The organism is Isoptericola sp. NPDC056134, from assembly GCF_042264825.1.
Taxonomy (GTDB): domain Bacteria; phylum Actinomycetota; class Actinomycetes; order Actinomycetales; family Cellulomonadaceae; genus Isoptericola; species Isoptericola nanjingensis.
Window position 1 is genome coordinate 291,311 of record NZ_JBHJVM010000002.1, and the last position, 23,414, is coordinate 314,724.

The 23,414-nt window shown below is 74.3% G+C and carries 20 protein-coding genes; 15 read left to right on the forward strand and 5 right to left on the reverse strand.

The annotated features are described in order from the left end of the window. The first annotated feature begins 55 nt into the window (after positions 1-55). From rimP to truB, 6 genes are all read left to right on the forward strand, one after another. Positions 56-646 (forward strand): ribosome maturation factor RimP, encoded by a 591-nt coding sequence (gene rimP, locus ACFCZN_RS03775; RefSeq protein WP_429762264.1) that lies wholly within the window; start codon positions 56-58, stop codon positions 644-646. 2 nt (positions 647-648) lie between these two features. Then, a complete protein-coding gene (nusA, locus tag ACFCZN_RS03780) occupies positions 649-1,716 on the forward strand; it encodes a transcription termination factor NusA (protein WP_429762263.1) in 1,068 nt (355 codons plus the stop codon). A gap of 102 nt (positions 1,717-1,818) precedes the next feature. Further along, positions 1,819-2,076, forward strand: a complete 258-nt coding sequence (locus ACFCZN_RS03785) for a YlxR family protein (RefSeq protein WP_430555857.1) — start codon at positions 1,819-1,821, stop codon at positions 2,074-2,076. Positions 2,077-2,262: 186 nt separating this feature from the next. Next, complete coding sequence (gene infB, locus ACFCZN_RS03790) at positions 2,263-5,133, forward strand: translation initiation factor IF-2 (protein ID WP_430555858.1); 2,871 nt, start codon at positions 2,263-2,265, stop codon at positions 5,131-5,133. Positions 5,134-5,236: 103 nt separating this feature from the next. Beyond that, complete coding sequence (rbfA, locus tag ACFCZN_RS03795) at positions 5,237-5,695, forward strand: 30S ribosome-binding factor RbfA (RefSeq protein ID WP_430555859.1); 459 nt, start codon at positions 5,237-5,239, stop codon at positions 5,693-5,695. Then, positions 5,692-6,654 carry a tRNA pseudouridine(55) synthase TruB gene (gene truB / locus ACFCZN_RS03800; RefSeq protein ID WP_430555860.1) on the forward strand — a complete coding sequence of 321 codons (963 nt, stop codon included), beginning with the start codon at positions 5,692-5,694 and terminating at the stop codon, positions 6,652-6,654. Before rbfA ends, truB begins: the two co-directional genes overlap by 4 nt. Before the next feature lie 36 nt (positions 6,655-6,690). Here truB and ACFCZN_RS03805 read toward each other — a convergent pair whose 3' ends face one another. Beyond that, complete coding sequence (locus tag ACFCZN_RS03805; RefSeq protein ID WP_430555861.1) at positions 6,691-7,800, reverse strand: hypothetical protein; 1,110 nt, start codon at positions 7,798-7,800, stop codon at positions 6,691-6,693. A gap of 115 nt (positions 7,801-7,915) precedes the next feature. On the opposite strand from ACFCZN_RS03805, the gene ACFCZN_RS03810 reads away from it, so the two are divergent. From ACFCZN_RS03810 to ACFCZN_RS03845, 8 genes are all read left to right on the forward strand, one after another. Further along, positions 7,916-8,509, forward strand: coding sequence for a TetR/AcrR family transcriptional regulator (locus ACFCZN_RS03810; RefSeq protein ID WP_430555862.1), 594 nt, complete (start codon positions 7,916-7,918; stop codon positions 8,507-8,509). Between the two features lie 103 nt (positions 8,510-8,612). Continuing rightward, a complete protein-coding gene (locus ACFCZN_RS03815) occupies positions 8,613-9,587 on the forward strand; it encodes a bifunctional riboflavin kinase/FAD synthetase (protein ID WP_429762256.1) in 975 nt (324 codons plus the stop codon). Between the two features lie 306 nt (positions 9,588-9,893). Beyond that, complete coding sequence (locus tag ACFCZN_RS03820) at positions 9,894-11,870, forward strand: heme peroxidase family protein (RefSeq protein ID WP_430555863.1); 1,977 nt, start codon at positions 9,894-9,896, stop codon at positions 11,868-11,870. A 157-nt stretch (positions 11,871-12,027) separates the two neighbouring features. Then, on the forward strand, positions 12,028-12,297 hold the full coding sequence (gene rpsO, locus ACFCZN_RS03825; RefSeq protein ID WP_429762254.1) for a 30S ribosomal protein S15: 270 nt from the start codon (positions 12,028-12,030) through the stop codon (positions 12,295-12,297). 209 nt (positions 12,298-12,506) lie between these two features. After that, positions 12,507-14,732 carry a polyribonucleotide nucleotidyltransferase gene (locus ACFCZN_RS03830; RefSeq protein WP_429762253.1) on the forward strand — a complete coding sequence of 742 codons (2,226 nt, stop codon included), beginning with the start codon at positions 12,507-12,509 and terminating at the stop codon, positions 14,730-14,732. A gap of 7 nt (positions 14,733-14,739) precedes the next feature. Then, entirely contained in the window at positions 14,740-16,068 is a 1,329-nt protein-coding gene (locus tag ACFCZN_RS03835) for a M16 family metallopeptidase (protein ID WP_430555864.1), read from the forward strand. A 43-nt stretch (positions 16,069-16,111) separates the two neighbouring features. Next, positions 16,112-16,885, forward strand: a complete 774-nt coding sequence (dapB, locus tag ACFCZN_RS03840) for a 4-hydroxy-tetrahydrodipicolinate reductase (protein ID WP_430555865.1) — start codon at positions 16,112-16,114, stop codon at positions 16,883-16,885. Next, entirely contained in the window at positions 16,882-17,358 is a 477-nt protein-coding gene (locus ACFCZN_RS03845) for a tetratricopeptide repeat protein (RefSeq protein WP_429762250.1), read from the forward strand. Before dapB ends, ACFCZN_RS03845 begins: the two co-directional genes overlap by 4 nt. Here ACFCZN_RS03845 and ACFCZN_RS03850 read toward each other — a convergent pair. From ACFCZN_RS03850 to ACFCZN_RS03865, 4 genes are all read right to left on the reverse strand, one after another. Next, positions 17,336-17,911, reverse strand: coding sequence for a hypothetical protein (locus tag ACFCZN_RS03850; RefSeq protein ID WP_430555866.1), 576 nt, complete (start codon positions 17,909-17,911; stop codon positions 17,336-17,338). The genes ACFCZN_RS03845 and ACFCZN_RS03850 overlap by 23 nt on opposite strands. Before the next feature lie 96 nt (positions 17,912-18,007). Beyond that, the gene (locus ACFCZN_RS03855) at positions 18,008-19,198 is read right to left on the reverse strand and encodes an MFS transporter (protein WP_430555867.1); all 1,191 of its coding nucleotides are present in this window, start codon (positions 19,196-19,198) and stop codon (positions 18,008-18,010) included. Between the two features lie 52 nt (positions 19,199-19,250). Beyond that, positions 19,251-21,125 carry a glycoside hydrolase family 3 protein gene (locus tag ACFCZN_RS03860; RefSeq protein WP_430555868.1) on the reverse strand — a complete coding sequence of 625 codons (1,875 nt, stop codon included), beginning with the start codon at positions 21,123-21,125 and terminating at the stop codon, positions 19,251-19,253. Further along, a complete protein-coding gene (locus tag ACFCZN_RS03865; RefSeq protein ID WP_430555869.1) occupies positions 21,125-22,435 on the reverse strand; it encodes an MFS transporter in 1,311 nt (436 codons plus the stop codon). The genes ACFCZN_RS03860 and ACFCZN_RS03865 overlap by 1 nt, the downstream gene beginning before the upstream one ends. A gap of 169 nt (positions 22,436-22,604) precedes the next feature. Between ACFCZN_RS03865 and ACFCZN_RS03870 the strand changes: the two genes are divergently transcribed. Continuing rightward, positions 22,605-23,240 carry a TetR/AcrR family transcriptional regulator gene (locus ACFCZN_RS03870; protein WP_430555870.1) on the forward strand — a complete coding sequence of 212 codons (636 nt, stop codon included), beginning with the start codon at positions 22,605-22,607 and terminating at the stop codon, positions 23,238-23,240. The last annotated feature ends 174 nt before the right edge of the window (positions 23,241-23,414 follow it).

Below are 23,414 nucleotides of genomic sequence, written 5' to 3' on the forward strand. Positions count from 1 at the left end.
ACGTCCCGGCGCGGGAGCACACGGCAGTCCACGACGTGACCCACGGGAGGCAGGGATGGCAGCGCAGCACGGCCGCACCACGGCGGGCGGAGCGAAGGCCGAGGCGGTGCGGCGGGTCGTCACCCCGGCGGTCGACGGCGCGGGCCTGTACCTCGAGGACGTCGTCGTCACGCAGGCCGGCGCGAAGTCGGTCGTGCGCGTCACCGTGGACCTCCCCGAGGACGTGCTGGGCAGCCTCGACTCCGACACGCTCGGCGACGTCTCGCGCGCGGTCTCCGCGGCGCTGGACGCCGACGACGTCGTCCCCGGTGCGTACACGCTCGAGATCTCGACGCCCGGCACCTCCCGGCCGCTGACCGAGCTGCGCCACTTCCGGCGCGCGCGCGGCCGCCTGGTCGTGCTGCGGCTGCGCGCCGGCGGCACCACGTCGGGCCGGCTGACGGAGGTCGAGCCCGGCACGGGCGACGCGGGCGAGGACGCGGTGCTGGTGCTCGAGGACGGCACCCGGGTGCCCCTCGCCGACGTGCGCCAGGGCAAGATCGAGGTCGAGCTGAAGCGCCTGGACGAGGCGCCCCACGAGACAGACACGGACACGGGCGCCGCCCGGGACCACACCACGGGCTCCGCCCGTCACGAGGAGGGCTGACGATGGACATCGACATGAGCACGCTTCGGCTGCTGGAGCGGGAGCGGGACATCAGCCTCGACGTCCTCGTGGAAGCGATCGAGCAGGCGCTGCTGTCGGCCTACCACCGCACGCCCGACGCCTACCCGCGCGCCCGCGTCGAGGTGGACCGCAAGTCCGGGCACGTCGCCGTGTGGGCGCGCGAGGAGATCCGTACGCCGGACCCCGAGGACCCGGAGGCGCGGCCCACGATCGAGCTCGGGCCCGAGTTCGACCACACGCCCGCCGACTTCGGCCGCATCGCGACCGCGACGGCCCGGCAGGTCATCGTGCAGCGCCTGCGCGACGCCGAGGACGACCAGGTGCTCGGCATGTTCCGCGGCAAGGAGGGCGAGGTCCTCGCGGGCGTCATCCAGCAGGGCCGCGACCCGCGCGTCGTCCTCGTGGACGTCGGCGGCACGGAGGCCGTCCTGCCCCCGCACGAGCAGGTGCCCACCGAGGAGTACGTGCACGGCGAGCGGCTGCGCGCCTACGTGGTCGAGGTGTCCCGCGGCATGAAGGGCGCCCAGGTGGTGCTGAGCCGCACGCACCCGGGCCTCGTGCGCAAGCTGTTCGAGCTCGAGGTCCCGGAGATCGCGGACGGCGCCGTCGAGATCACGGCGATCGCCCGCGAGGCGGGCCACCGCTCCAAGGTCGCCGTCCGGTCCAAGGTGGCCGGGCTGAACGCCAAGGGCGCCTGCATCGGCCCGATGGGCGCGCGCGTGCGTGCCGTCATGGCGGAGCTGCACGGGGAGAAGATCGACATCGTCGACCACAGCGACGACCCGGCCCGCTTCGTGGCCAACGCGCTCTCGCCCGCCCGTGTGACCTCCGTCACCGTGGTCGACGCCGACGCCAAGGCCGCGCGGGCCGTGGTGCCGGACTACCAGCTGTCGCTCGCGATCGGCAAGGAGGGGCAGAACGCCCGTCTCGCCGCGAAGCTGACGGGCTGGCGGATCGACATCCGGTCGGACGAGGCGGCGCCCGCCGGGGGCGCTGCCGAGGGCGACGACGCAGGTGGGGCCGCGGCGAGCCGCGGGGCCGAGGGCTGAGGCCGGTCACGGCACGTGGGTCGTCGCGCTAGACTGTCGGGGACCGGGCCACGCGCCCAGCCCTCGACCTCCCCTCGCACCCCTCCGGAAACCTCCGGCCCGGTGCGGACGTGCGTCGGGTGCCGGGAGCGTGACCAGCGGTCCGCTCTTCTGCGGCTGGTGCTCGAGCCGTCGGGACGCGAGGAAGTCCTCGTGGTCGACGTGCGAGGGTGCCTGCCGGGGCGTGGCGCCTGGATCCATCCGACGCCCGCCTGCCTGGCGCTCGCCGAGCGTCGTCGGGCCGTGCCGCGCGCTCTGCGCGTCACCGGTCCCCTCGACCTCTCCGGCGTCCGGGAACACCTGGAGCGGCGAGACCGTTGAGTCCCTCCGGTCCGCACCGCCACCCGGCGGCCGGACCATCGCGACCGAGCACGCTCGGCCGCACCCACTGAAGTCGACAAGGAAGCGGGTCAGAAGCCGATGGGCACCCGATGAGTTCCGTGCGATGAGTACTCGGTACTAACGACGGTCCTCCCTGTCTCGCAGGAGGGCCGAGACAGGAGAGTTGTGGCGAAGATCCGCGTTCACGAGCTGGCCAAGCAGCTCGGGGTGGAGAGCAAGACCCTGCTCGCCGACCTGAAGTCGGCGGGCGAGTTCGTCCGTTCGGCGTCCTCGACGCTCGAGGCACCGGTCGAGCGAGCCATGCGCGACAAGTACAAGGACGCGGCACCCGCGTCCTCGGGCGCCCCGGCGAGCAAGTCCGCCGAGCCGAAGGCTGCGGCGCCCCGCGCCGAGCAGCAGGCGGTTCCGGCGAAGCCCGCCCCCAAGCCCGCCGCGCAGAAGCCGACCCCCGCGCCCGAGGCCGAGGCGCCCGCCGCCCCGGCGGCGGCCGCGACCCCCGCCGCGGCGGCGCCGGAGGCCCCGGCCAAGCCCGCCACCCGTCCCGGTGCGCCGACTCCCGGTCCGCGTCCCGCGGCGCCGAAGCCGGCGCCGGCCGCGCGCGAGCAGCGCGACGGCGGCCGTGACGGTGGTCGTGACGGCAAGGGCGGCCGCGCCCCGCGCCCCGGCAACAACCCGTTCGCGTCCAGCCAGGGCATGCCGCGCCAGGGGCAGCGCCCCGGCGGCGCCGGTGGCCCGCGCCCGGGCAACAACCCGTTCGCGTCGAGCCAGGGCATGCCGCGCCCCGGCCAGCGCCCGGACCGCGGCGAGGCCGCGCCCGAGCGTTCGGGCGAGCGTCCCGGCGGTCCCCGTCCGGGCGGTCCCCGCCCCGGCGGCCCGCGTCCCGCGGCGCCCCGTCCCGGCGGCCCGCGCCCCAACCCCGGCATGATGCCGGGCAAGACCTCGATGCCGCGTCCCGGCGAGCGCCCCGCGCCCGCGGGCGGCGGCCGTGGCGGCGGTCGCGGTGGCGGCCCCGGCGGCGGTGGCGGCGGTGGCTTCCGTCCCGGCGGTGGCGGCGGCTTCGGCGGCCGTCCCGGCGGTCGCGGCGGTGCCGGTCGCGGTTCCACGCAGGGTGCGTTCGGCCGTGCAGGTGGCCGTCCGGTCCGTGGGCGGAAGTCGAAGCGCGCGAAGCGGCAGGAGTTCGAGCAGATGCAGGCGCCGTCGCTCGGCGGCGTGCAGGTGCCCCGCGGCAACGGTTCGACCGTCGTCCGCCTGCGTCACGGCTCGTCGCTGAACGACTTCGCCGACAAGATCGACGCGAACCCCGCGAGCCTGGTCACGGTGCTGTTCCACCTCGGTGAGATGGCGACCGCGACGCAGTCGCTGGACGAGGACACGTTCGGCACGCTGGCCTCCGAGCTCGGCTACGTCATCGAGATGGTGTCGGCCGAGGAGGAGGACCGCGAGCTGCTCGGGGCCTTCGACATCGACCTCGACGCCGAGCTCGAGGGCGAGTCGGACGACGAGCTCATGCCGCGTCCGCCGGTCGTCACCGTCATGGGTCACGTCGACCACGGCAAGACGCGTCTTCTCGACGCGATCCGCCAGACCGACGTCGTCTCCGGCGAGGCCGGCGGCATCACCCAGCACATCGGTGCGTACCAGGTGCGTCGTGAGCACGAGGGCGTCGACCGTCCGATCACCTTCATCGACACCCCGGGTCACGAGGCGTTCACCGCCATGCGTGCCCGTGGTGCCCAGGTGACGGACATCGCGATCCTCGTGGTCGCCGCCGACGACGGCGTCATGCCGCAGACGGTGGAGGCGCTGAACCACGCCCAGGCGGCCAACGTGCCGATCGTGGTCGCGGTGAACAAGGTGGACAAGGAGGGGGCGAACCCCGACAAGATCCGCCAGCAGCTCACCGAGTACAACCTGGTGGCCGAGGAGTACGGCGGCGAGACGATGTTCGTCGACGTCTCCGCGAAGCAGAACCAGGGCATCGACCAGCTCCTCGAGGCGGTGCTGCTCACGGCGGACGCCTCGCTGGACCTGCGGGCGAACCCGGACAAGGACGCCCGAGGCGTGGCCATCGAGGCCAACCTCGACAAGGGCCGCGGCGCCGTCGCGACCGTCCTCGTCCAGTCGGGCACCCTGCGCGTCGGTGACGCGATCGTCGCGGGCACGGCTCACGGCCGCGTGCGCGCCATGTTCGACGAGCACGGCGAAGCCGTGACCGAGGCGGGCCCGGCCCGGCCGGTCCTGGTGCTCGGTCTCGCGTCGGTGCCGAGCGCCGGCGACACCTTCCTGGTGGCGCCGGACGAGCGCACGGCCCGCCAGATCGCCGAGAAGCGCGAGGCCGCCGAGCGTGCCGCCCTCCTGGCCAAGCGCCGCAAGCGCATCAGCCTCGAGGACTTCACGCAGGCGCTCCAGCAGGGCAAGGTCGAGACCCTCAACCTGGTCCTCAAGGGCGACGTCTCCGGTGCCGTGGAGGCCCTGGAGGACGCCCTGCTCAAGATCGACGTCGGCGACGAGGTCGAGCTGCGCGTCATCCACCGCGGTGTGGGTGCGATCACGCAGAACGACGTCAACCTGGCCACGGTCGACAACGCGGTCATCATCGGCTTCAACGTGAAGTTCGGCGAGCGCGTCGAGGACCTCGCGGACCGCGAGGGCGTCGAGGTCAAGTTCTACTCGGTCATCTATCAGGCGATCGACGACGTCGAGGCGGCCCTCAAGGGGATGCTCAAGCCGGAGTACGAGGAGGCCCAGCTGGGCACGGCGGAGATCCGCCAGGTCTTCCGCTCCTCGAAGTTCGGCAACATCGCGGGCTCGATCGTCCGGTCGGGCACCATTCGCCGCAACACGAAGGCGCGCGTCCTGCGCAACGGCAAGATCGTCGGGGACGACCTCACGATCGAGTCGCTGCGTCGCGAGAAGGACGACGTCACCGAGGTCCGCGAGGGCTTCGAGTGCGGTATCGGCCTGGGGTCGTTCAACGACGTCACCGAGGGTGACATCATCGAGACCTTCGAGATGCGCGAGAAGCCGCGCGCCTGACGGTCGCGCCGCAAGGTACAGCCCGACGGCGTCCCGACCCGCCCCGCTTCGACAGGAGCAGGGCAGGGCGGGGCGCCGTCGGCGTCGAGAGAGGGAGACACCCATGCCCGGACCCAAGGGCGAAAGGCCCGAGAACCCGCGTGCCCGCAAGCTCGCGGACCGCATCAAGGAGATCGTCGCGCAGCTGCTCGACACACGGATCAAGGACCCGCGTCTCGGCTTCGTCACCGTGACGGACGTCCGGGTCACGGGCGACCTGCAGAACGCCTCGGTGTTCTACACGGTGCTCGGCACGGACGAGGAGCGGGCGGGCACCGCGGCGGCCCTGGAGAGCGCCAAGGGCGTGATCCGCTCGGAGGTCGGCAAGCAGACCGGCGTGCGGCTCACCCCGACCCTCGAGTTCTTCCTGGACTCGATGCCGGAGAACGCCGCGCACCTGGACGCCGCGCTCCTCGAGGCGCAGCGCCGGGACGCCGAGCTCGCCGCCCTGCGCGAGGGCAAGGGCTTCGCCGGCGAGGAGGACCCGTACCGCAAGCCGCGCGAGGACGACGAGGACGAGTGAGCGGCCAGGGGGAGCGCCCGCCCCGCCGCCCGACCGCTCCTGACGGGTTCCTCGTCGTCGACAAGCCGGCGGGCTGGACCAGCCACGACGTCGTCGGGCGGTGCCGCCGGCTGGCCGGGACGCGCAAGGTCGGCCACGCGGGCACCCTCGACCCGATGGCGACGGGCGTGCTCGTCGTCGGGGTCGGGCGGGCCACGAAGCTGCTCACCTACGTGGTCGGCGCGGACAAGGCGTACGACGCGACGATCCGCCTCGGCGTCGCCACCGCGACGGACGACGCGGAGGGCGAGGTCGTCGAGGCCCTCGGGGTCGGCGCCGGCGTCGACGGCGCCGACCTGGCACGCGAGGTGGCCGTCCTGACGGGGGACATCCGGCAGGTGCCCACGACGGTGAGCGCGATCAAGGTGGACGGCAAGCGTGCCTACGCGCGCGCCCGGGCGGGGGAGGACGTGGTCCTCGAGGCCCGCCCGGTCACCGTGAGCCGCTTCGACGTGCTCGGCACACGCCCCGCGACGACGGACGACGGCGTGGCCGTGCTCGACGTCGACGTGACCGTGGTCGTGTCCTCGGGGACGTACGTCCGCGCGCTGGCCCGCGACCTGGGCGCCGCGCTCGGGACGGGCGGCCACCTCACGGCGCTGCGCCGCACGAGGGTGGGCGGCTACGAGCTCGCCGCGGCACGCACGCTCGAGGAGCTCGAGGCCCAGGCGGACGCCGACGGCGTGCTCGCGACGCTGCCGCTCGCGGAGGCCGCCCGCGCGACGTTCCCGGTCAGGGAGCTGACGGCCGACGAGGCTCGCGCCCTCGGCTACGGCCAGTGGGTGCCCGCGAGCGGAGAGCGCGGCACGGTCGCCGCGATCGGCCCGGACGGCTTGCTCGTCGCGCTGCTGGAGGACACCCGTCGCCGCGGCGAGGCGCTGGCGAAGCCCGTCCTCGTCCTCGCCCCGGCCGGCGGCTGAAGCGCACCCCGCGACCGGCGCGGTCGGGGGCGTCCGTCAGGCGTGGAGCGCCGGCTCGCCATGGCGCGCGGCGCGCTCCAGCGCCTCGTCGCGCGCGGCCTCGGCGTCGGGCTCGACGCCGCCGGCGGTGCGCAGGTGGCCCACCAGCGACAGGAGCACCCCCGCCGCGGCCCAGAGGCCGAGGGCGAGCCAGGCGGGCGCGGCGTCCGCCGACGGGAAGTACGACAGGTCGCGCAGCAGGGTGGCGCCCGCACCCGGCGGGAACCACTGGCCGATCTCGCCCCAGTGCCACGGGAGGAACTCCGGCGGCATGGTGGCGCCGGAGATCGGGTTGGCGACGAGCATCATCGTCACCGTGCCGACCGCGATCCCGGCCCGCCCGAGCAGCGCCACGAACCCGGTGATCGGCGCGGCCACGGCCGCGAGCGCGAGGGCCGCGGCCCCCGCGTTCGTCCACCAGTCGCCCTGCAGCACCCCGAACCACGACTGCAGCACGGCCACGAGGACGCCCCCGCCCACCGCCGCGTACACGGCGACGGCGAGCACCCGGCGCAGGGCGCCCACCACCAGCACGGAGATCGCGATGCCGCCGAGCATCCCGCCCAGCAGCAGGGGGAACATCGCCGCGGTCAGGCCGGTCCCGCGCGGGTCGTCCGGGGACAGGGGGACGACGTCGGTCACGGTGACGGACGGGGCGGCGGCCGGGTCACCTCCGGCGGCGGCCGCCTGCTGCGCGAGACCCGCCTGCAGCCGGGGCGCGAGCCCGGTGAGGAGCTGGTTCGTGACGCTGCCGGCCGCCGAGGCCGTGAGCACCTCGGGCGCCTCGCCGAGCACGATCGCGCCGTAGGCGTCGCGCTCCTGGATCGCGGCGACGGCCGCGTCGCGGTCCGCGACCGGGAGGAGGTCGACGGCGCCGGGCTGCGCCTCGACGAGGGCGGCCCCCACGCCGGCGACGGCCTGCGGCGGGCCGGCGACGGCCACGGGGAGGTCCTTCGGCTCGGCCGTGACGGCGGGCCAGGAGAAGGCGAGCACGAGCACGCCGACGACGGCGGCGACCGCGACGCCGAGGCCGACGACGCGGCCCCACGGCGTGTGCGGCGCAGGGCGCTCGACGGGTGGTGCGGTGGTGTCCGAGGTGGACGACATGGGGGGCTCCCGGAGGTGCGAATCTCAAAAAACGAATGTTCGTTCTTTATCGCAAGAGTGCGCGCCGGTCCCTAGACTTGTCAACCGTCCGCCACCGCCCTCGGGAAGGGGTCCGATGCCACGTGTGACCGACGCGCACCGCGAGGCGCGACGCGCGCAGATCCGGGCGGCGGCGCTCCGCGCGTTCACGGCCAAGGGATACCAGCGCACCTCCATCTCCGACGTCGTCGCGGAGTCGGGGCTGTCCGCGGGGGCGATCTACGGCCACTACGACGGCAAGCAGGCCCTCTTCGCCGCCGTCGCCGAGGAGGTGCTCTCCCGGCGCGGGGCGGAGATCGAGGACGCCTCGGGCACCGGGGGGCCGCCCCCGCCGCTGACGGTGCTGACCATCCTCACGGGCGGCATGAGCCGGGACCTCGAGGACGGCCGCCTCCTCGTGCAGCTCTGGGCGGAGTCCACCGTCGACGAGGTGATCCACGACGTCGTCCAGGAGGTCGTGTCGACGCTCAAGGGCGTCCTCCGCGGCGCGCTGCGCACCTGGTACGCCACGCGGCCCGACCTCGCCCCCGACGGCCCGGACGCCGCGGCCGAGCTCCTGCTGCCCGTGATGCTGGGCCTGGGCCAGGGGTTCCTCATGCAGCGGGCGATGCTCGACGACTTCGACCCCGAGCGGTACCTCGCCGCCGCCGCGGCGGTGCTGCCGCGATGAGCGGGGCGCGCGTCCGTCCGGTGCGGGATCGTCGGTCTATTCTTGACGGTCGGTGCCCGCAGGGGGCGCCGGCAGCCGACCTCGACGAGACGGAGCGCGACGCGTGCAGGTGTTCACGGACCTGGACCAGGTCCCCGGCGGCTTCGGCCCGTCGGTCGTCACGATCGGCAACTTCGACGGCGTCCACCGCGGCCACCAGGCCGTGCTGGGGCGCCTCGTGGACCTGGCCCGCGCCGACGACCGCCTCGCGGTGGCTCTCACCTTCGACCCGCACCCGGCCCAGGTGCACCGTCCGGAGACGGCGCCCGAGCTGCTGACGGGGCTGCGCGACCGGCTCGACCTCCTGGCCCGTGCGGGCCTCGACGCCGTGCTGGTCGTGCCGTACACGCTCGATCTCGCCGCGCAGACGCCGGAGGAGTTCGTCACCCGCTACCTGGTGGACGGCCTAGGCGCGCGCTCCGTCGTCGTCGGGCACGACGTCCGCTTCGGCAAGGGCAACGCCGGCACGCTGGCCACGATGGTGGAGCTCGGCGGCACCCACGGCTTCGAGGTCGTGGCCGTGGACGACGTCGGCGAGTGCGCGCCCGGCAGCGCCGGGGCGCGCGAGCGCTGGTCGTCGTCGGCCGCGCGGGCGCTGCTGGCGGAGGGTGACGTGGCCCAGGCGGCCGAGGTGCTCGGCCGGCCCCACCGCGTGCGCGGCACCGTGGTGCACGGGGACGCGCGCGGGCGCGAGCTCGGCTTCCCGACGGCGAACCTCGGGCACGCCGAGGGCATGGTCCCCGCCGACGGCGTGTACGCGGGCCGGCTGCTGCGGCCGCAGCTCGCGCAGGAGGACCCGGGCAACCCCGACGCCGACCTGCCCGCGGCCATCTCCGTGGGCACCAACCCGACGTTCGACGGCGTGGAGCGTCGCGTCGAGGCCTACGTGCTCGGCCGCGACGACCTGGACCTGTACGGGGAGACGGTCGTGCTGGAGCTCGTGGAGCGGCTCCGTCCCACGCTGCGGTTCGACGGCGTCGAGCCGCTCATCGAGCAGATGCACGCCGACGTCGCGCGGGCACGCGACATCCTGCGCTGAGATCCCGCGCTGCGATCCTGCGCTGACGCCTCCCGCGACGCGGGAGCGGGTGAAAGCGCGCGTGACCGGTCACGGGCGCGGTCGGCGGCCCTCTCTCCTGGCGTGACGGAGCGGGCGTGCCCGGTCCGTGGGCCGCGGTGGTACCGCGGACCCGTCGCGGCGTGCCATCGCACTCCCTGATCCACTGCGGTGGCCGCGTCGCAGCGCGCTGTCCCGGGCCGTCTCCCTCCCTGAGGGGCGGCGGCCCGGGACTCGCCCCGCGTCGGGCGGCGCCCGGCGCCCGCTTCTCCCGAGAGGGGCAGAGCCATGGCGGCTCAGCAAGCCATCGAGCAGGAAGCGCCCGAGCCCGGGCACGACCTCCACTCGGACCCGGTCGGCCGGACGGTGCGCAGCGTGCGCCACGGCGGCCAGGTCCGCCCGCGCCCTCGACCCCGTCCGCGACCCGATCCCGACCCGGGGTCGTCGCCCGCACCCCTGCTGCACGAGACGGAGCTCGCCGTCCTGCGCGACATCGTCGAGGACCGCTTCGAGGCGACGACGTCGTTCGACTACCTCTTCCGCGGCCTGCGCGGGCGCTTCCCCGCCGCTCACCTGCCGGTCGGCGACGGCGACGACCCGCCCGAGGGGCCGATCGGTGGACCGACCGTGGACGCGGTCGTCGCGGCGCTGAAGAAGCTCGGCGCGGGGATGATCGAGCCGGCAGGTCCGCCGAACCCGGCCCTGGACTCCACGGTCCCCGCGATCTACACCTACTGGGGTCAGTTCATCGACCACGACATCACCCTCAACACCAACGGGCCCGACGGCCCGCCAGGGGCGGGGGAGCGGCCGCGACCCGGCGACCTGGTGCTGGGCGACATCGTGTCCGACCCGTTCACGGCGTTCCCGCCCGAGGTCGTGGTCCGCAGCCTGCACAACGGCCGGCACCCGTTCCTCAACCTCGACAGCCTGTACGGCAGCGGACCGCGGTTCCCGGGCGAGCCCGGTCGGAGGACAACCCGGAGCGAGGCCGCGTACGCCACGACCGACCCGACCAAGCTCGCGCTCGGCCGCGTGGCGACGACCCCGATCCCGGGGTTCGAGCTGGTCCCCCCGGGCGACGACCCGCAGCGCGACCTGCCGCGGTTCTCGTCCGAGGAGATCGCGGGGCTCGACGTCCCCGAGGGCGACCGACCGGCCCCCGGGTCCGCGAAGATCCCGGACGGGCGCAACGACGAGAACCTCGTCGTGGCCCAGCTCCACCTCGGGTTCATCCGGTTCCACAACGCCGTCGTCGAGTGGGTCCGCCGCACCGAGCCGTGGCTCACGGTGGACGAGCGGGCGGTCTTCGACCGCGCCCAGCAGCTCACGCAGCACCACTACCAGTGGCTGGTCGTGCACGACTACCTGCGCACGCTGACCAAGCCGGGGGTGCTCGACGAGGTGCTCGTGGAGCCCTCCCTGCTGTTCCGGCCCCGCCGCAAGATCGCGATGCCGCTCGAGTTCGCGGTCGCGGCCTTCCGTTTCGGGCACTCGATGGTGCGGGGCGGCTACGACTACAACCTCAACTTCGGGAAGGTCGCCCCGCCGGCCGCACCGCCGCGGGCCGCGTTCGGGAGCCTGGTGCAGCTGTTCGAGTTCACCGGCGGCGGAGGCCTCGTGCCCACGGGCGCGCCTCCCGGCGAGGTGCTCCCGTCGAACTGGCCGATCGACTGGGCCCGGTTCGTCGACAAGGGCGACCCGGACCGCCGGCGCTCGGCGGCGAAGATCGACCCGTTCCTCGCCAACGGCCTGGCGACGATGCTCAAGGAGGGCAACGACCCGGGCCTGGCCCCGGGGGTCAGCGCCCTGCTCAAGCAGCTCGCGCAGCGGAACCTGCTGCGCGGGTACTGGCTGTCCCTGCCCACCGGCGAGGCGGTGGCGGAGGCGCTGCACGTGCCGGCCCTGACCCCCGAGCAGCTCACCCGGGGTGCGTCCCAGGACGTCAAGGACGCCCTGTCGGCGCTGGACGGGACGCCGCTGTGGTACTACGTGCTCAAGGAGGCGGAGATCCAGGGGAACGGCAACTTCCTCGGGGACGTCGGCAGCCGGATCCTGTGCGAGACCTTCGTCTACCTGCTCCGGGCCGACGACGCCTCGTACCTCTCCGTGGGCTGGACCCCGGCGCAGGGGGTGCGGATCGACGGCGGGAAGATGATCACGACGATCGGCGACCTGCTCCGCTTCGCCGGCGTCCTGGCCCTCGACGACGGCACGACGTTCCGCCAGGTCGGCGGGCTCCCGGCGGGGCACGACGGGGACTGAGCCGCTCGTCGTTGTGTCGTGGCACACGTCGCGCCACCCGCCGGGATCCGGCGGGCGGCGCGCTGGTAGCATGGTGGGGCCGTACGAACGGCCGCGGATCCAGAGCGCCCCGGTGAACGAGTCCCGGAGCACCGCGCAACGACACCGAAGGAGAGCCATGCCGCTCGACGCTGCCACCAAGCAGTCCATCATCACCGAGTACGCCACTCACGAGGGCGACACCGGCTCGCCCGAGGTGCAGATCGCGCTCCTCACGCAGCGCATCAACGACCTGAACGAGCACCTCAAGGAGCACAAGCACGACCACCACTCGCGTCGTGGCCTGCTGCTCCTCGTCGGCCAGCGCCGCCGCCTGCAGGCCTACCTGCAGAAGATCGACATCGAGCGTTACCGCGCGCTGATCCAGCGCCTCGGTCTGCGCCGCTGACTCCGCCTGCCAGCCCGGTCACCCTCGCGGGGGCCGGGCTGGTCTGGTGTGATGTCCCTGTCATAACCACCATCGCGCCGCCGGATCCTCGTCCGGTCCTCGGTAGTGGCCCCCCGAACCGTCCGGCCCCGCGGCCGGGCCCGGCTCCGTGGGCCTCGATCGAAGACCGCCGAGCCGCGGCGGCGCCCTCGAGATCAAGGAGGGCACCCGTGGAGGGTCCCGAGATCCAGTTCGCCGAGGCCGTCATCGACAACGGCCGCTTCGGCACCCGCACCGTCCGCTTCGAGACGGGCCGCCTCGCCCGCCAGGCCGCCGGCTCCGTCGCCGCGTACCTGGACGGCGAGACGATGCTGCTGTCGGCCACGACGGCCGGCAAGCACCCCAAGGACCAGTTCGACTTCTTCCCGCTGACGGTGGACGTCGAGGAGCGGCAGTACGCCGCCGGCAAGATCCCCGGCTCGTTCTTCCGCCGCGAGGGCCGCCCCTCGACGGAGGCGATCCTGGCCTGCCGCCTCATCGACCGCCCGCTGCGCCCGCTGTTCGTCAAGGGCCTGCGCAACGAGGTCCAGGTCGTCATCGACGTCCTGGCCATCCACCCCGACGACGCCTACGACGTCCTGGCGATCAACGCCGCGTCGGCGTCCACGCAGATCTCCGGCCTGCCGTTCTCCGGCCCGGTCGCGGGCGTGCGCGTCGCGCTGATCGACGGCCAGTGGGTCGCGTTCCCGAAGTACTCGGACCTCGAGCGCGCCGTCTTCAACATGGTCGTGGCCGGCCGCATCGTGGGCGACGACGTCGCCATCGCGATGATCGAGGCCGAGGCGACCGACGACGCCTGGAAGCTCATCAAGACCGAGGGCGTCGCCGCGCCGACCGAGGAGGTCGTCGCCCAGGGCATCGAGGCGTCGAAGCCGTTCCTCAAGGCCCTCTGCGAGGCGCAGGCCTCGCTCGCCGCCCAGGCGGCCAAGGAGGTCAAGGACTACCCGGTCTTCCTCGACTACCAGGACGACGCGTTCGCCGCCGTCGAGGACGAGGTCTCCACGACGCTGCGCGACGCGCTCGCGATCGCGGACAAGCAGGACCGCGAGAACCGTCTGGACGAGCTCAAGGAGGGCCTGCTCGGCGCGCTCGGCGAGCGCTTCGAGGGCCGCGAGAAGGAGCTGTCGGCCGCGTACCGCGCCCTGCAGAAGAAGCTCATCCGCCAGCGCGTCCTCACCGACGGTGTGCGCATCGACGGTCGTGGGCTCGCGGACATCCGCACCCTGTCGGCCGAGGTCGAGGTCATCCCGCGCGTGCACGGCTCCGCCCTGTTCGAGCGCGGCGAGACCCAGATCCTGGGCGTCACCACGCTGAACATGCTGCGCATGGAGCAGCAGATCGACTCGCTCGGGCCGGTCACGCGCAAGCGCTACATGCACAACTACAACTTCCCGCCGTTCTCCACCGGTGAGACGGGCCGCGTCGGCAGCCCCAAGCGCCGCGAGATCGGCCACGGCGCGCTGGCCGAGCGTGCCCTCGTGCCCGTGCTGCCGTCGCGCGAGGAGTTCCCCTACGCGATCCGCCAGGTGTCCGAGGCGCTGGGGTCGAACGGCTCCACCTCGATGGGCTCCGTCTGCGCCTCGACGCTGTCGCTGCTCAACGCGGGTGTGCCGCTGAAGGCGCCGGTCGCGGGCATCGCCATGGGCCTCATCTCCGACACGGTCGACGGTGAGACCCGCTACGCGGCCCTGACCGACATCCTGGGCGCGGAGGACGCGTTCGGCGACATGGACTTCAAGGTCGCCGGCACCAGCGAGTTCGTCACGGCCATCCAGCTCGACACCAAGCTCGACGGCATCCCGGCGTCGGTCCTGGCCGGCGCGCTGACCCAGGCCCGCGACGCGCGCCTGACCATCCTCGAGGTGCTCGCCGAGGCGATCGACGTGCCCGACGAGATGTCCCCGAACGCCCCGCGCGTCATCTCCGTGAAGGTGCCGGTCGACAAGATCGGCGAGGTCATCGGGCCCAAGGGCAAGATGATCAACCAGATCCAGGAGGAGACGGGCGCGGACATCTCCATCGAGGACGACGGCACCGTCTACATCGGCGCCACCGACGGCCCCTCGGCCGAGGCCGCCCGCGCGGCGATCAACGCGATCGCCAACCCGCACGTCCCCGAGGTGGGCGAGCGCTTCGTCGGCACCGTCGTCAAGACGACGTCGTTCGGCGCGTTCATCTCCCTCTCGCCGGGCAAGGACGGTCTGCTGCACATCAGCCAGATCCGCAAGCTCGTGGGCGGCAAGCGCGTCGAGAACGTCGACGACGTGCTGTCCGTGGGCCAGAAGGTCCAGGTCGAGATCGGCGAGATCGACCCGCGCGGCAAGCTCTCGCTCGTCGCGGTGACCGAGGACGAGAAGGCCGACGAGCCCGCCGCCGACGCCCCCGCGGAGGCCTGACGCTCTGATGTCCTGGCACCTTCCGCTCGTCCCCGCGGGCGAGCCCGGTGCCGACCTGACCGCCGGGCAGGACGGTGCGACGATCCGTCGCACCGTCCTGCCCGGCGGTGTTCGTGTGCTCACCGAGTCGATGCCGGGCCTGCGCTCGGCCACGGTGGGCGCCTGGGTCGGCGTCGGCTCCCGCGACGAGACCGACGGCCACTTCGGCTCCACGCACTTCCTCGAGCACCTGCTGTTCAAGGGCACGCCCCGCCGCTCGGCGATGGACATCGCCGAGGCCTTCGACGCCGTCGGCGGCGAGGCCAACGCGGCCACGGGCAAGGAGCACACCTGCTACTACGCCCGCGTGCTCGACGCCGACCTGCCGATGGCGGTCGACGTCATCGCCGACATGGTCACCTCGGCGCGCCTCGACGAGGGCGAGCTCGAGACCGAGCGCGGCGTGATCCTCGAAGAGCTCGCGATGAACGACGACGACCCGGGCGACGTCGTGCACGAGGAGTTCTCCGCCGCCGTGCTCGGCACGCACCCGCTCGGCCGGCCGATCGGTGGCACCCCGGACACGATCCGGGCCGTGCCGCGCGACGCCGTCTGGGAGCACTACCGCTGGCACTACCGGCCCGAGACCCTGGTGGTCTCCGCCGCGGGCGGCGTCGACCACGACGCCCTCGTCGGGCAGGTGACGGACGCGCTGACCACCGGCGGCTGGGACCTGGCCGCCGGGGCGGCCCCGCGCGACCGACGGCCGACCGCCGCCGACCCCGTCGGCGTCCCGACGGAGGGCGTCGAGCTCACCGTGCGGCGCCAGGTGGAGCAGGCGAACGTCATCGTGGGGTCCACGGGCCTCGCAGCCACCGACGACCGCCGCTTCACGCTGTCCGTGCTCAACGCCGTCCTGGGCGGCGGCATGTCGTCGCGCCTCTTCCAGGAGGTGCGCGAGCGCCGCGGCCTGGCGTACACCACGTACTCGTTCGCCTCCGGTCACGGCGGGCTCGGCACGTTCGGCCTGTACGCCGGCTGCTCGCCCGCGAAGGTCGACCAGGTCACCGAGCTGCTCGTCGCCGAGCTGGAGCGGATGGCGACCGAGCCCATCACGGACGCCGAGCTGGAGCGCAGCATCGGGCAGCTCTCGGGCGGCCTCGTGCTCGGCCTGGAGGACTCCGGGTCGCGCATGAGCCGGCTGGGCAAGGCCGAGCTGGTGTACGGCGAGCTGCTGACCCTGGAGGAGTCCCTCGAGCGGGTCCGTGCCGTGACCGTCGACGACGTCCGCGAGCTCGCCGCCGACCTGGCCGCGCGGCCGCGGTCCGTCGTGCGCGTCGGTCCGTTCGGCGACTGAGACCGGTCCCGACGACATGAAGAACGAGATCGGAGACTCCCCCATGACCAAGAGCATCAAGGTGGCCGTGCTCGGAGCGGCCGGGCGGATGGGCGCCACCGTGTGCCGGGCGGTCGAGGAAGCGGCGGACCTCGAGCTGGTCGCGCGCCTCGACGCCGGCGACGCGGTCGACGCCGACGCCCTGGCCGGCGCCGACGTGGCGATCGACTTCACGGTGCCGGCCGCCACGGAGGCGAACGTGCACGCGGTGCTCGACGCCGGTGCGCACGCCGTCGTCGGGACGACCGGGTGGGACGACGCCTCGCGCGGCCGGGTCACGGAGCACCTGGAGCGCGTCAACGCCGCGCGGGCCGGACAGGACGGGCTGGGCGTGCTCATCGCGCCGAACTTCGGCCTGTCGGCCGTGCTGGCGATGACGTTCGCGGCCAAGGCGGCGCGGTACTTCGAGTCCGCCGAGGTGGTCGAGCTGCACCACCCCGACAAGGTCGACGCCCCGTCGGGCACGGCGCGGCACACCGCCGCGGCGATCGCCCGCGCGCGGTCCGAGGCCGGCCTGGCCGCGATGCCGGACGCCACCGAGACGGGCGTCGAGGCGCGCGGCGCCGACGTCGAGGGGGTGCGCGTCCACGCCGTCCGGCTGCGGGGCCTCGTGGCGCACGAGGAGATCCTGTTCGGGAACGTCGGCGAGCAGCTCGTGATCCGGCAGGACTCGTTCGACCGGGTGTCGTTCATGCCCGGCGTGCTGCTGGCGGTGCGCGAGGTCGTCTCGCGGCCCGAGCTGACCGTGGGCCTCGAGAACGTGCTGGACCTGTCGTGAGCGACGCGCCGCGCCGGCGGCTGCCGCGGGGGCTCGCGGGGGCGGTCGCCGTCACCGCGCTGCTCGCGTTGTACGTCTGGCAGATCGCCGGGCGCGGCGTGTCGATGATCGGCACCGGCGAGCCGGTGCTGATCGCGATCGGCCTGGCCGTGCTGGTCATCCCGCTGCTCGTCATCGTGCTCATCGCGCGCGAGTACCGCCTCGCGACGCGGGTGCAGCACATGGCCGACGTGCTCGCGGCCGCGGGCGAGCTGCCGGTGGACGACCTGCCGCGCTCGCCCGGTGGACGGGTGGACCGCGCGGCCGCGGACGCCGCCTTCGAGGAGCGCCGGGCCGCGGCGGAGCAGGACCCGGACGACTGGAAGGTCTGGTATCACCTGGCGTTCGCCTACGACGCCGCGGGCGACCGCCGTCGGGCCCGCGAGACGCTGCGCAAGGCGTCGTCGATGTTCAGGCCGGGCGCGACGTCCTGACCGGGCCGCCGGCCGGGGTCCCGACGGCCGGCGGGCCCCACGGCGTGAGCTGCGCCCAGCAGTACAGCCCGTGGCGCACCTGGCGTGCGCGGTCGGCGAGCCCGCCCAGCGCGACCAGGGCGGGCGCGAGCCGGTCGGCGGCGGGCAGGCTCCCGCCGCTCGCCGTGGCCCACGAGCGTGCGACGTCGAGCAGCCGGTCCGGGGCCGCGGCGGCCAGCGCCTCCGCGAGCTGGTCCGAGACGGCCACCACCCAGGGGCCCTCGTCCGCGCCGTCCACGAGGACGCCGTGCCGCGGATGGGCCGTGACCTCCGCGTACGGCCGCGCGCACAGCGCCTCCGCGACGCGTCCCAGCATCACGAACGGCTCCATCGCCGGCAGCCGCACGGTGTCGAAGAGCGGCCGGCCCGAGCCTCGCGCCAGGACCGACGGTCCCGCCTCCTGGTGCACCACTGTCGCCGCGACGGCATCGGTGGGCGCCGCGAAGTAGTCGGTCACGAGGGGCGCGGCGCTGCCGCCGCGCCGCGCTCCCGGCAGGGACCCCGACAGGTTCATGGGGACACGCTCGCACCCGGGTGCTACGGGCGCGTCACGGCGTCGTGACGACCCGGGAACGGATCGTCGGAACGCCTCGCCCGGGCCTGCCGACGCCTACGACGTCGCGTGACGCGGGAACGCCTGGCGGGCGACGAGCACCGCCACGAGCGCGACGGCGACGATCGCGGCCCCGGTCAGCGCCAGGGCGCGCGGCCCGGGACCGGCGACCACCACCGCGCCCACGGCCGCGCCGAGCCCGATGCCGAAGTTCGAGGTCGCGTTGACGAACGCCCCGGCGATGTCGGGCGTGGCGCCCTGGGTGCGCAGCGCCGCGGCCTGGAACGTGGCGGGGATGGCGCCGAACGCGGCGAGCCAGACGCCCGCCGCGACCAGTACGCCGACGGCGCCCGGCAGCGCGAGCGCGACGGCGACGAGGGCCACGGCGATCGCGGCCATGGACGCGATCGTCAGGGCGCGAGGGCTGTGGTCGAGGTAGCGGGCCGCGGCCCAGAGCCCGACCAGCCCGAGCGCGCCGAACACCAGCAGCACCGGCCCGACGGCGGCCTCCGACAGCCCGGCGGCCAGCAGCAGCACGGAGATGTACGTGTACACGGTGTACTGGCCGCCGAAGAGCACGGTGTTCGTGCCGACCACGAGTCCGAGGCGGGCGCGCCCGCGGCGGGCGGCCGCGGCGTCGCGCGGAGCGGAGGGCTCGACGGCGACCGACGGCAGCAGGCGCGCCACCAGCAGGGCGGTCACCGTGCAGACGGCGGCGAGCACGCCGAACGACCAGCGCCAGCCCACCGCGGCCCCGAGCGACGTCGACAGCGGCACGCCGAGCACGAAGCCGAGGGTGCCGCCGGCGGTCACGAGGGTGAGGGCACGGCCGGTGTACAGGGGGCTGACGAGGCGCGCGGCGTACGCGATCGACACGGAGAAGAACACCGCGTGCCCCAGCCCGCCGAGCACGCGCGCGCCCGCGACCACGGCGAACGACGGCGCGACGGCCACCAGCAGGTTGCTCGCCGCGTACGTGGCGAGCGTCGCGAGCAGCAGAGGCTTGCGGGCGAGCGACCGGGTGGCGATCGTCAGCGGCACCGCGCAGGCGGCGACCACGAACGCGTAGACCGTGACCAGCAGGCCTGCCGTCGACTCGCTCACGCCGACGCCGCGCGCGACCTGCGGCAGCAGGCCCACCGGCAGCACCTCGGTGGTGATGGCGACGAAGTTGGCGACGCCGAGGACGGCGATCCCTGCCGCGGCGTCCCGGACGGTGCGGGCGGGGGCCGGGGAGGAGGACGTCACCGCCTCATCCTCCCATCGGCGGTCGCCGGGCGCGGCGGGCGCCCACCACCGGTCAGAGCGCCAGGCCGTGGCCGAACCGGAACAGCGGGTCGGCGGTGTCGAACGCCACGTCCTCGCGGGACGCCTCCACGGCGGCCGTCGACCGGGGCAGGTCGAACGGGAGGCGGCCCTCGGCGGGGACGACACCGGTGAGGGCGTCGAGCAGCGCCGGGGTGGAGGCCCCGAAGTTCGCGACCAGCGACCCGCGGTCGCCCAGCGCCTCGAGCACGGGGGCGAGGATCGCGGGCCGGTCGAGGTAGACGTCGACGACGGTCGGCACCTGCGCGGCGATCTCGGCCACGTGCGCGACGACCTCCGAGGGGAAGTCGAGCGAGCCGGCGTGGAAGAAGCCCTCGAAGCCGGGCCCGCGGTCGTCGTACGGCGCCTTGAGGCGCACCAGCGCGACGTCGGCCTCGGCGGGGGAGGCGACCAGGGTCGCGCCCTCGAGCCCGTCGACGACGTCGGCGGCACCCTCCACGAACACGCGGAGGCCGCGGGCCAGCGGGAGGCGGGCCGCGCCGTCGGCCGCGGACGCCAGCGGGGTCACGGACCGCGACTGGGCGCGCCGCCCCGCGGCCACGAGGTCCGGGTGACCGACGACGGACGCCGCGGCGTCGGCGTCGACGTAGCGGGCGCCGTCGAACAGGCCCAGCTCGAACTTCTCCCGCAGCAGGCGGGCGACGGACTCGTCGACCCGTGCCTCGGTGACCCGACCCGCGCGGACCAGCTCCACGACGAGCTCGGGGCACGCCTCGCCGCCGAGCTGGTCGGCGCCGGCCGCGAGGATCCTCTCCAGCCGGTCGACCGGAGCGAGGTGCTCGACGCCCCAGGCGCGGGCCGGGAACGTCTGGCCGAGGATCTCGGCGTCGGACACCAGGCCCCAGTCGGTGCACACGACGCCGTCGAAGCCGAGCTCGTCGCGCAGCAGGCGCGTGAGGATCTGCCGGTTGAAGCCGAACCCGACCTGCTCGACGGCCTCGGGCCCGTCGCCGAGGTCCGCCTCGAGGCCCACCGGCATGCCGTAGTACGGCATCATCTGCCGCGTCCCCGCGGCCAGCAGCGCCGTGAACGGCTCCAGGTGCTCGGCGAAGCGCCCGCCGGGGTACACCTGCTCGCGGCCGTAGGCGAAGTGCGGGTCCTCGCCGTCCTGCTGCGGCCCGCCGCCGGGGAAGTGCTTGGTCATGGTCGAGACGGAGCGCGCGCCGAACGTGCCGGGCAGGCCGGCTGCGCGGGCGACGTCGCCGGTGGCCTGGAAGCCGCGCACGTACGCGCTGCCCATCCGGCCGGTGAGCTCGGCGTCCTCGCCGAACGTGCCGTTCGCGCGGGACCAGCGGGGCTCGGTGGCGAGGTCGACCTGCGGGTGCAGGGCCGTGCGGATGCCGACGGCCAGGTACTCGCGGCGCGCGGCGTCGGCGTGCTCCTCGACCAGGCGCTCGTCGCGGGTGGCGGCGAGGCCGAGCGTCTCCGGCCACTGGGAGAACGGCCCGGACAGCAGCGCGGTGCCGGGGTTGTCGGTGAACGCGTGCCGCGGGTCGGTGGACACCGTCACGGGGATGCCGAGGCGGGTGGACGCCGCGAGCTCCTGGAGCCGGTTGTGCCAGAGCGCGAACTCGCGGGCCGTGGGCGGCGCCATGAGCACGTTGAAGTGCGTCATCTGGCGCTTCACCACCATGTCGGTGGTGGCGGGCACGCCCATCGCGGACGGGCCCTCGGACAGCGCGCCGCCCTCGCCCACCTCGATCATGGTCTGGAAGAGCTGGCCGGCCTTCTCCTCGAGCGTCATGCGGGCGAGCAGGTCGGCCACGCGCTCGGCGACGGGGCGCGACGCGTCGCGGTACGGGGCGTGGGCGGGGACGGGTGCGTCGGCGGTGCCGGTCGGTGCGGTCATCAGCGGGCTCCTCGGATGAACAGGGTGGCCACGGCGCCGAGGGCGACGATGACCGCGGAGATGGCGAACAGGGCGGTGTAGTTGCTGCCGCCGGCGCCGATGGCGAGGAACGCGGGGGCGAGAGCCGGGGCCACGGACTGCGGCAGCGCGTTGGCGATGTTGAAGACGCCCATGTTCTTCGCGGCCTCGGTCTCGGCGTTCGGCAGCACGTCGGTGACGAGCGCGAGGTCGACGGCGAAGTAGGCGCCGAGGCCGGCGCCGAACAGGGACGCCCCCAGGTAGAGCATGCTCGGGCCCTGCACGAGCGCGAACGTGAGGAGGCCGGCGCCGGCCAGCAGGGTGGCGACGACGACGAAGACCTTGCGGCGGCCCGTGCGGTCGGACAGCACGCCGCCCACGAGGGACGCCACCACCATGACGACGGCCTGCACGACCATGAGCCGCAGCTGCCAGCTCAGCGCCGTGGCGTTGTCGAAGCCGAACCGGTCGATGAGGAAGTACAGCTGGTAGGTGTTGTAGAGCGCGAAGCCGAACAGCATGAGGAAGCGGCCGAGGAAGGTCCACGCGAAGTCGGGGTGCCGTCGCGGGGAGACCCAGAAGCCCTTGAGGAACGCGCCGAGGCGGAACGGGGCGACGTCGGCCCGGTCGAGGTGGCGGTCCTTGAGGACGGCCACGAGGGCGAGCACGCCGACGACGGCCAGGAACGTGGGGACGAGGAAGATCCAGATCTCGTTCGCCCCGGCGGCGGTGAACCCGAAGGCGAGCGCGATGCCGACCAGAGGGGCGAGCTGCTGGGCCATGCCGAGCAGGCTGGAGACGCGGGCGCGCTGGGTCTCGGCGACCTGGTCGGGCAGCAGCGCCTGGAGCGCGGCCTGGGTGCCGTTCATCGCGGCCTGCGTGACGGCCCACCCGATCACGACCATCCAGATCGCCGGCGCGAACGCGATGAGCAGGAGGCCGACGGCGCCGAGCAGCACGCCCCACAGCAGCCAGGGCCGCCGCATGCCGAGCCGCGACGTCGTGCGGTCGGACAGGGCGCCGGCGACGGGGTTGGCGACGAAGGCGAAGAAGGCCCCGACGCCGGTGACGAGCGCGAGGTTGGTGGCGCGGGTCTCGGGCGTGGACAGGGCGTCGACCTTGAGCGCCAGCGTGCTGACCACGGGGGTGAGCACCGCGATGTACAGCGCGAAGAACGCGAGGACGTAGGCGACGACCGTCCCGGTGCCGGCGGCGGCGCGGCCGTCCTCCGGGACGTGGGTCGGGGACGCGGGGGACTGGCCGGCCGGTGCGGGGGCCTGAACGTCTGCCATGGACGACTCCTGATTCTCTGCCGGGCCCGCCGTCGGACCCGCGCTCGACCAATGCCTACCGCCTGGTCGGAAAGTGAGGCTACCGCATGGTAGGTATTGGTGCCAAGAGTCCTGGTGGGGCGGATCGACCCGTCGGACGAGCGGGGGAATCGAGGGGAGAATGGTCGACGTGAGCGACACGACGATCGAGGACGAGGCCGCGCCCCGCCGGGGGTATGCCAAGGGCCGGGCCAAGCGCGAGGAGATCCTGCAGGCGGCGATCGGCATGTTCGGAGAGGTCGGCTACCACGGGGCCTCGCTGCGCGAGATCGCGTCGCGGGTGGGCATCTCGCACCCGGGCCTGCTGCACCACTTCCCGACCAAGGCGGCGCTGCTGGAGGCGGTGCTGGAGCATCGCGACGAGATCGACTTCGCCGACTTCGACCGGGATCTCGAGCAGGGCCGGAGCATGTTCGACGCGCTGGTGCGCCTGGTGCAGCGCAACGCGCTGCGGCGGCCGGTCGTCGAGGTCTTCGCCGGGCTGGCGGCCGAGGCCACGTCGCCCGACCATCCCGCCCACGAGTACTTCTCCGAGCGGTACCCGTCGACCGTGCGCCGCAGCCGGGTCGAGCTGGAGCGCCTGGCGGCGGAGGGGCGGCTCGCCCCGGGCGTGGACCCCGAGGTCGCGGCGCGCACCATCGTCGCGATCATGGACGGGCTGCAGATCCAGTGGCTCTACTCGCTGGACGGTCCGCGCGCGCAGCGCGTGGACATGGCGGCGGACCTGCGGGCCTACCTCGACCTGATCGTCGTCGACCCGGCCTGATGGTGTGGGGGGGGGTTCTGGGTGGGCGGGGGGGGGGGGGGGGGGGTGGCGAAGGGGGAGGGCGTGGCGGTCGCGGCGGGCGCGTCGCACGGCGGACGACGCACGTTTGCGGTGTGGCAGCCGACGGAGGTGGCGGGGTTCGACCGTTCGCGTGCCGCCGGGGAGGCGCCGGCG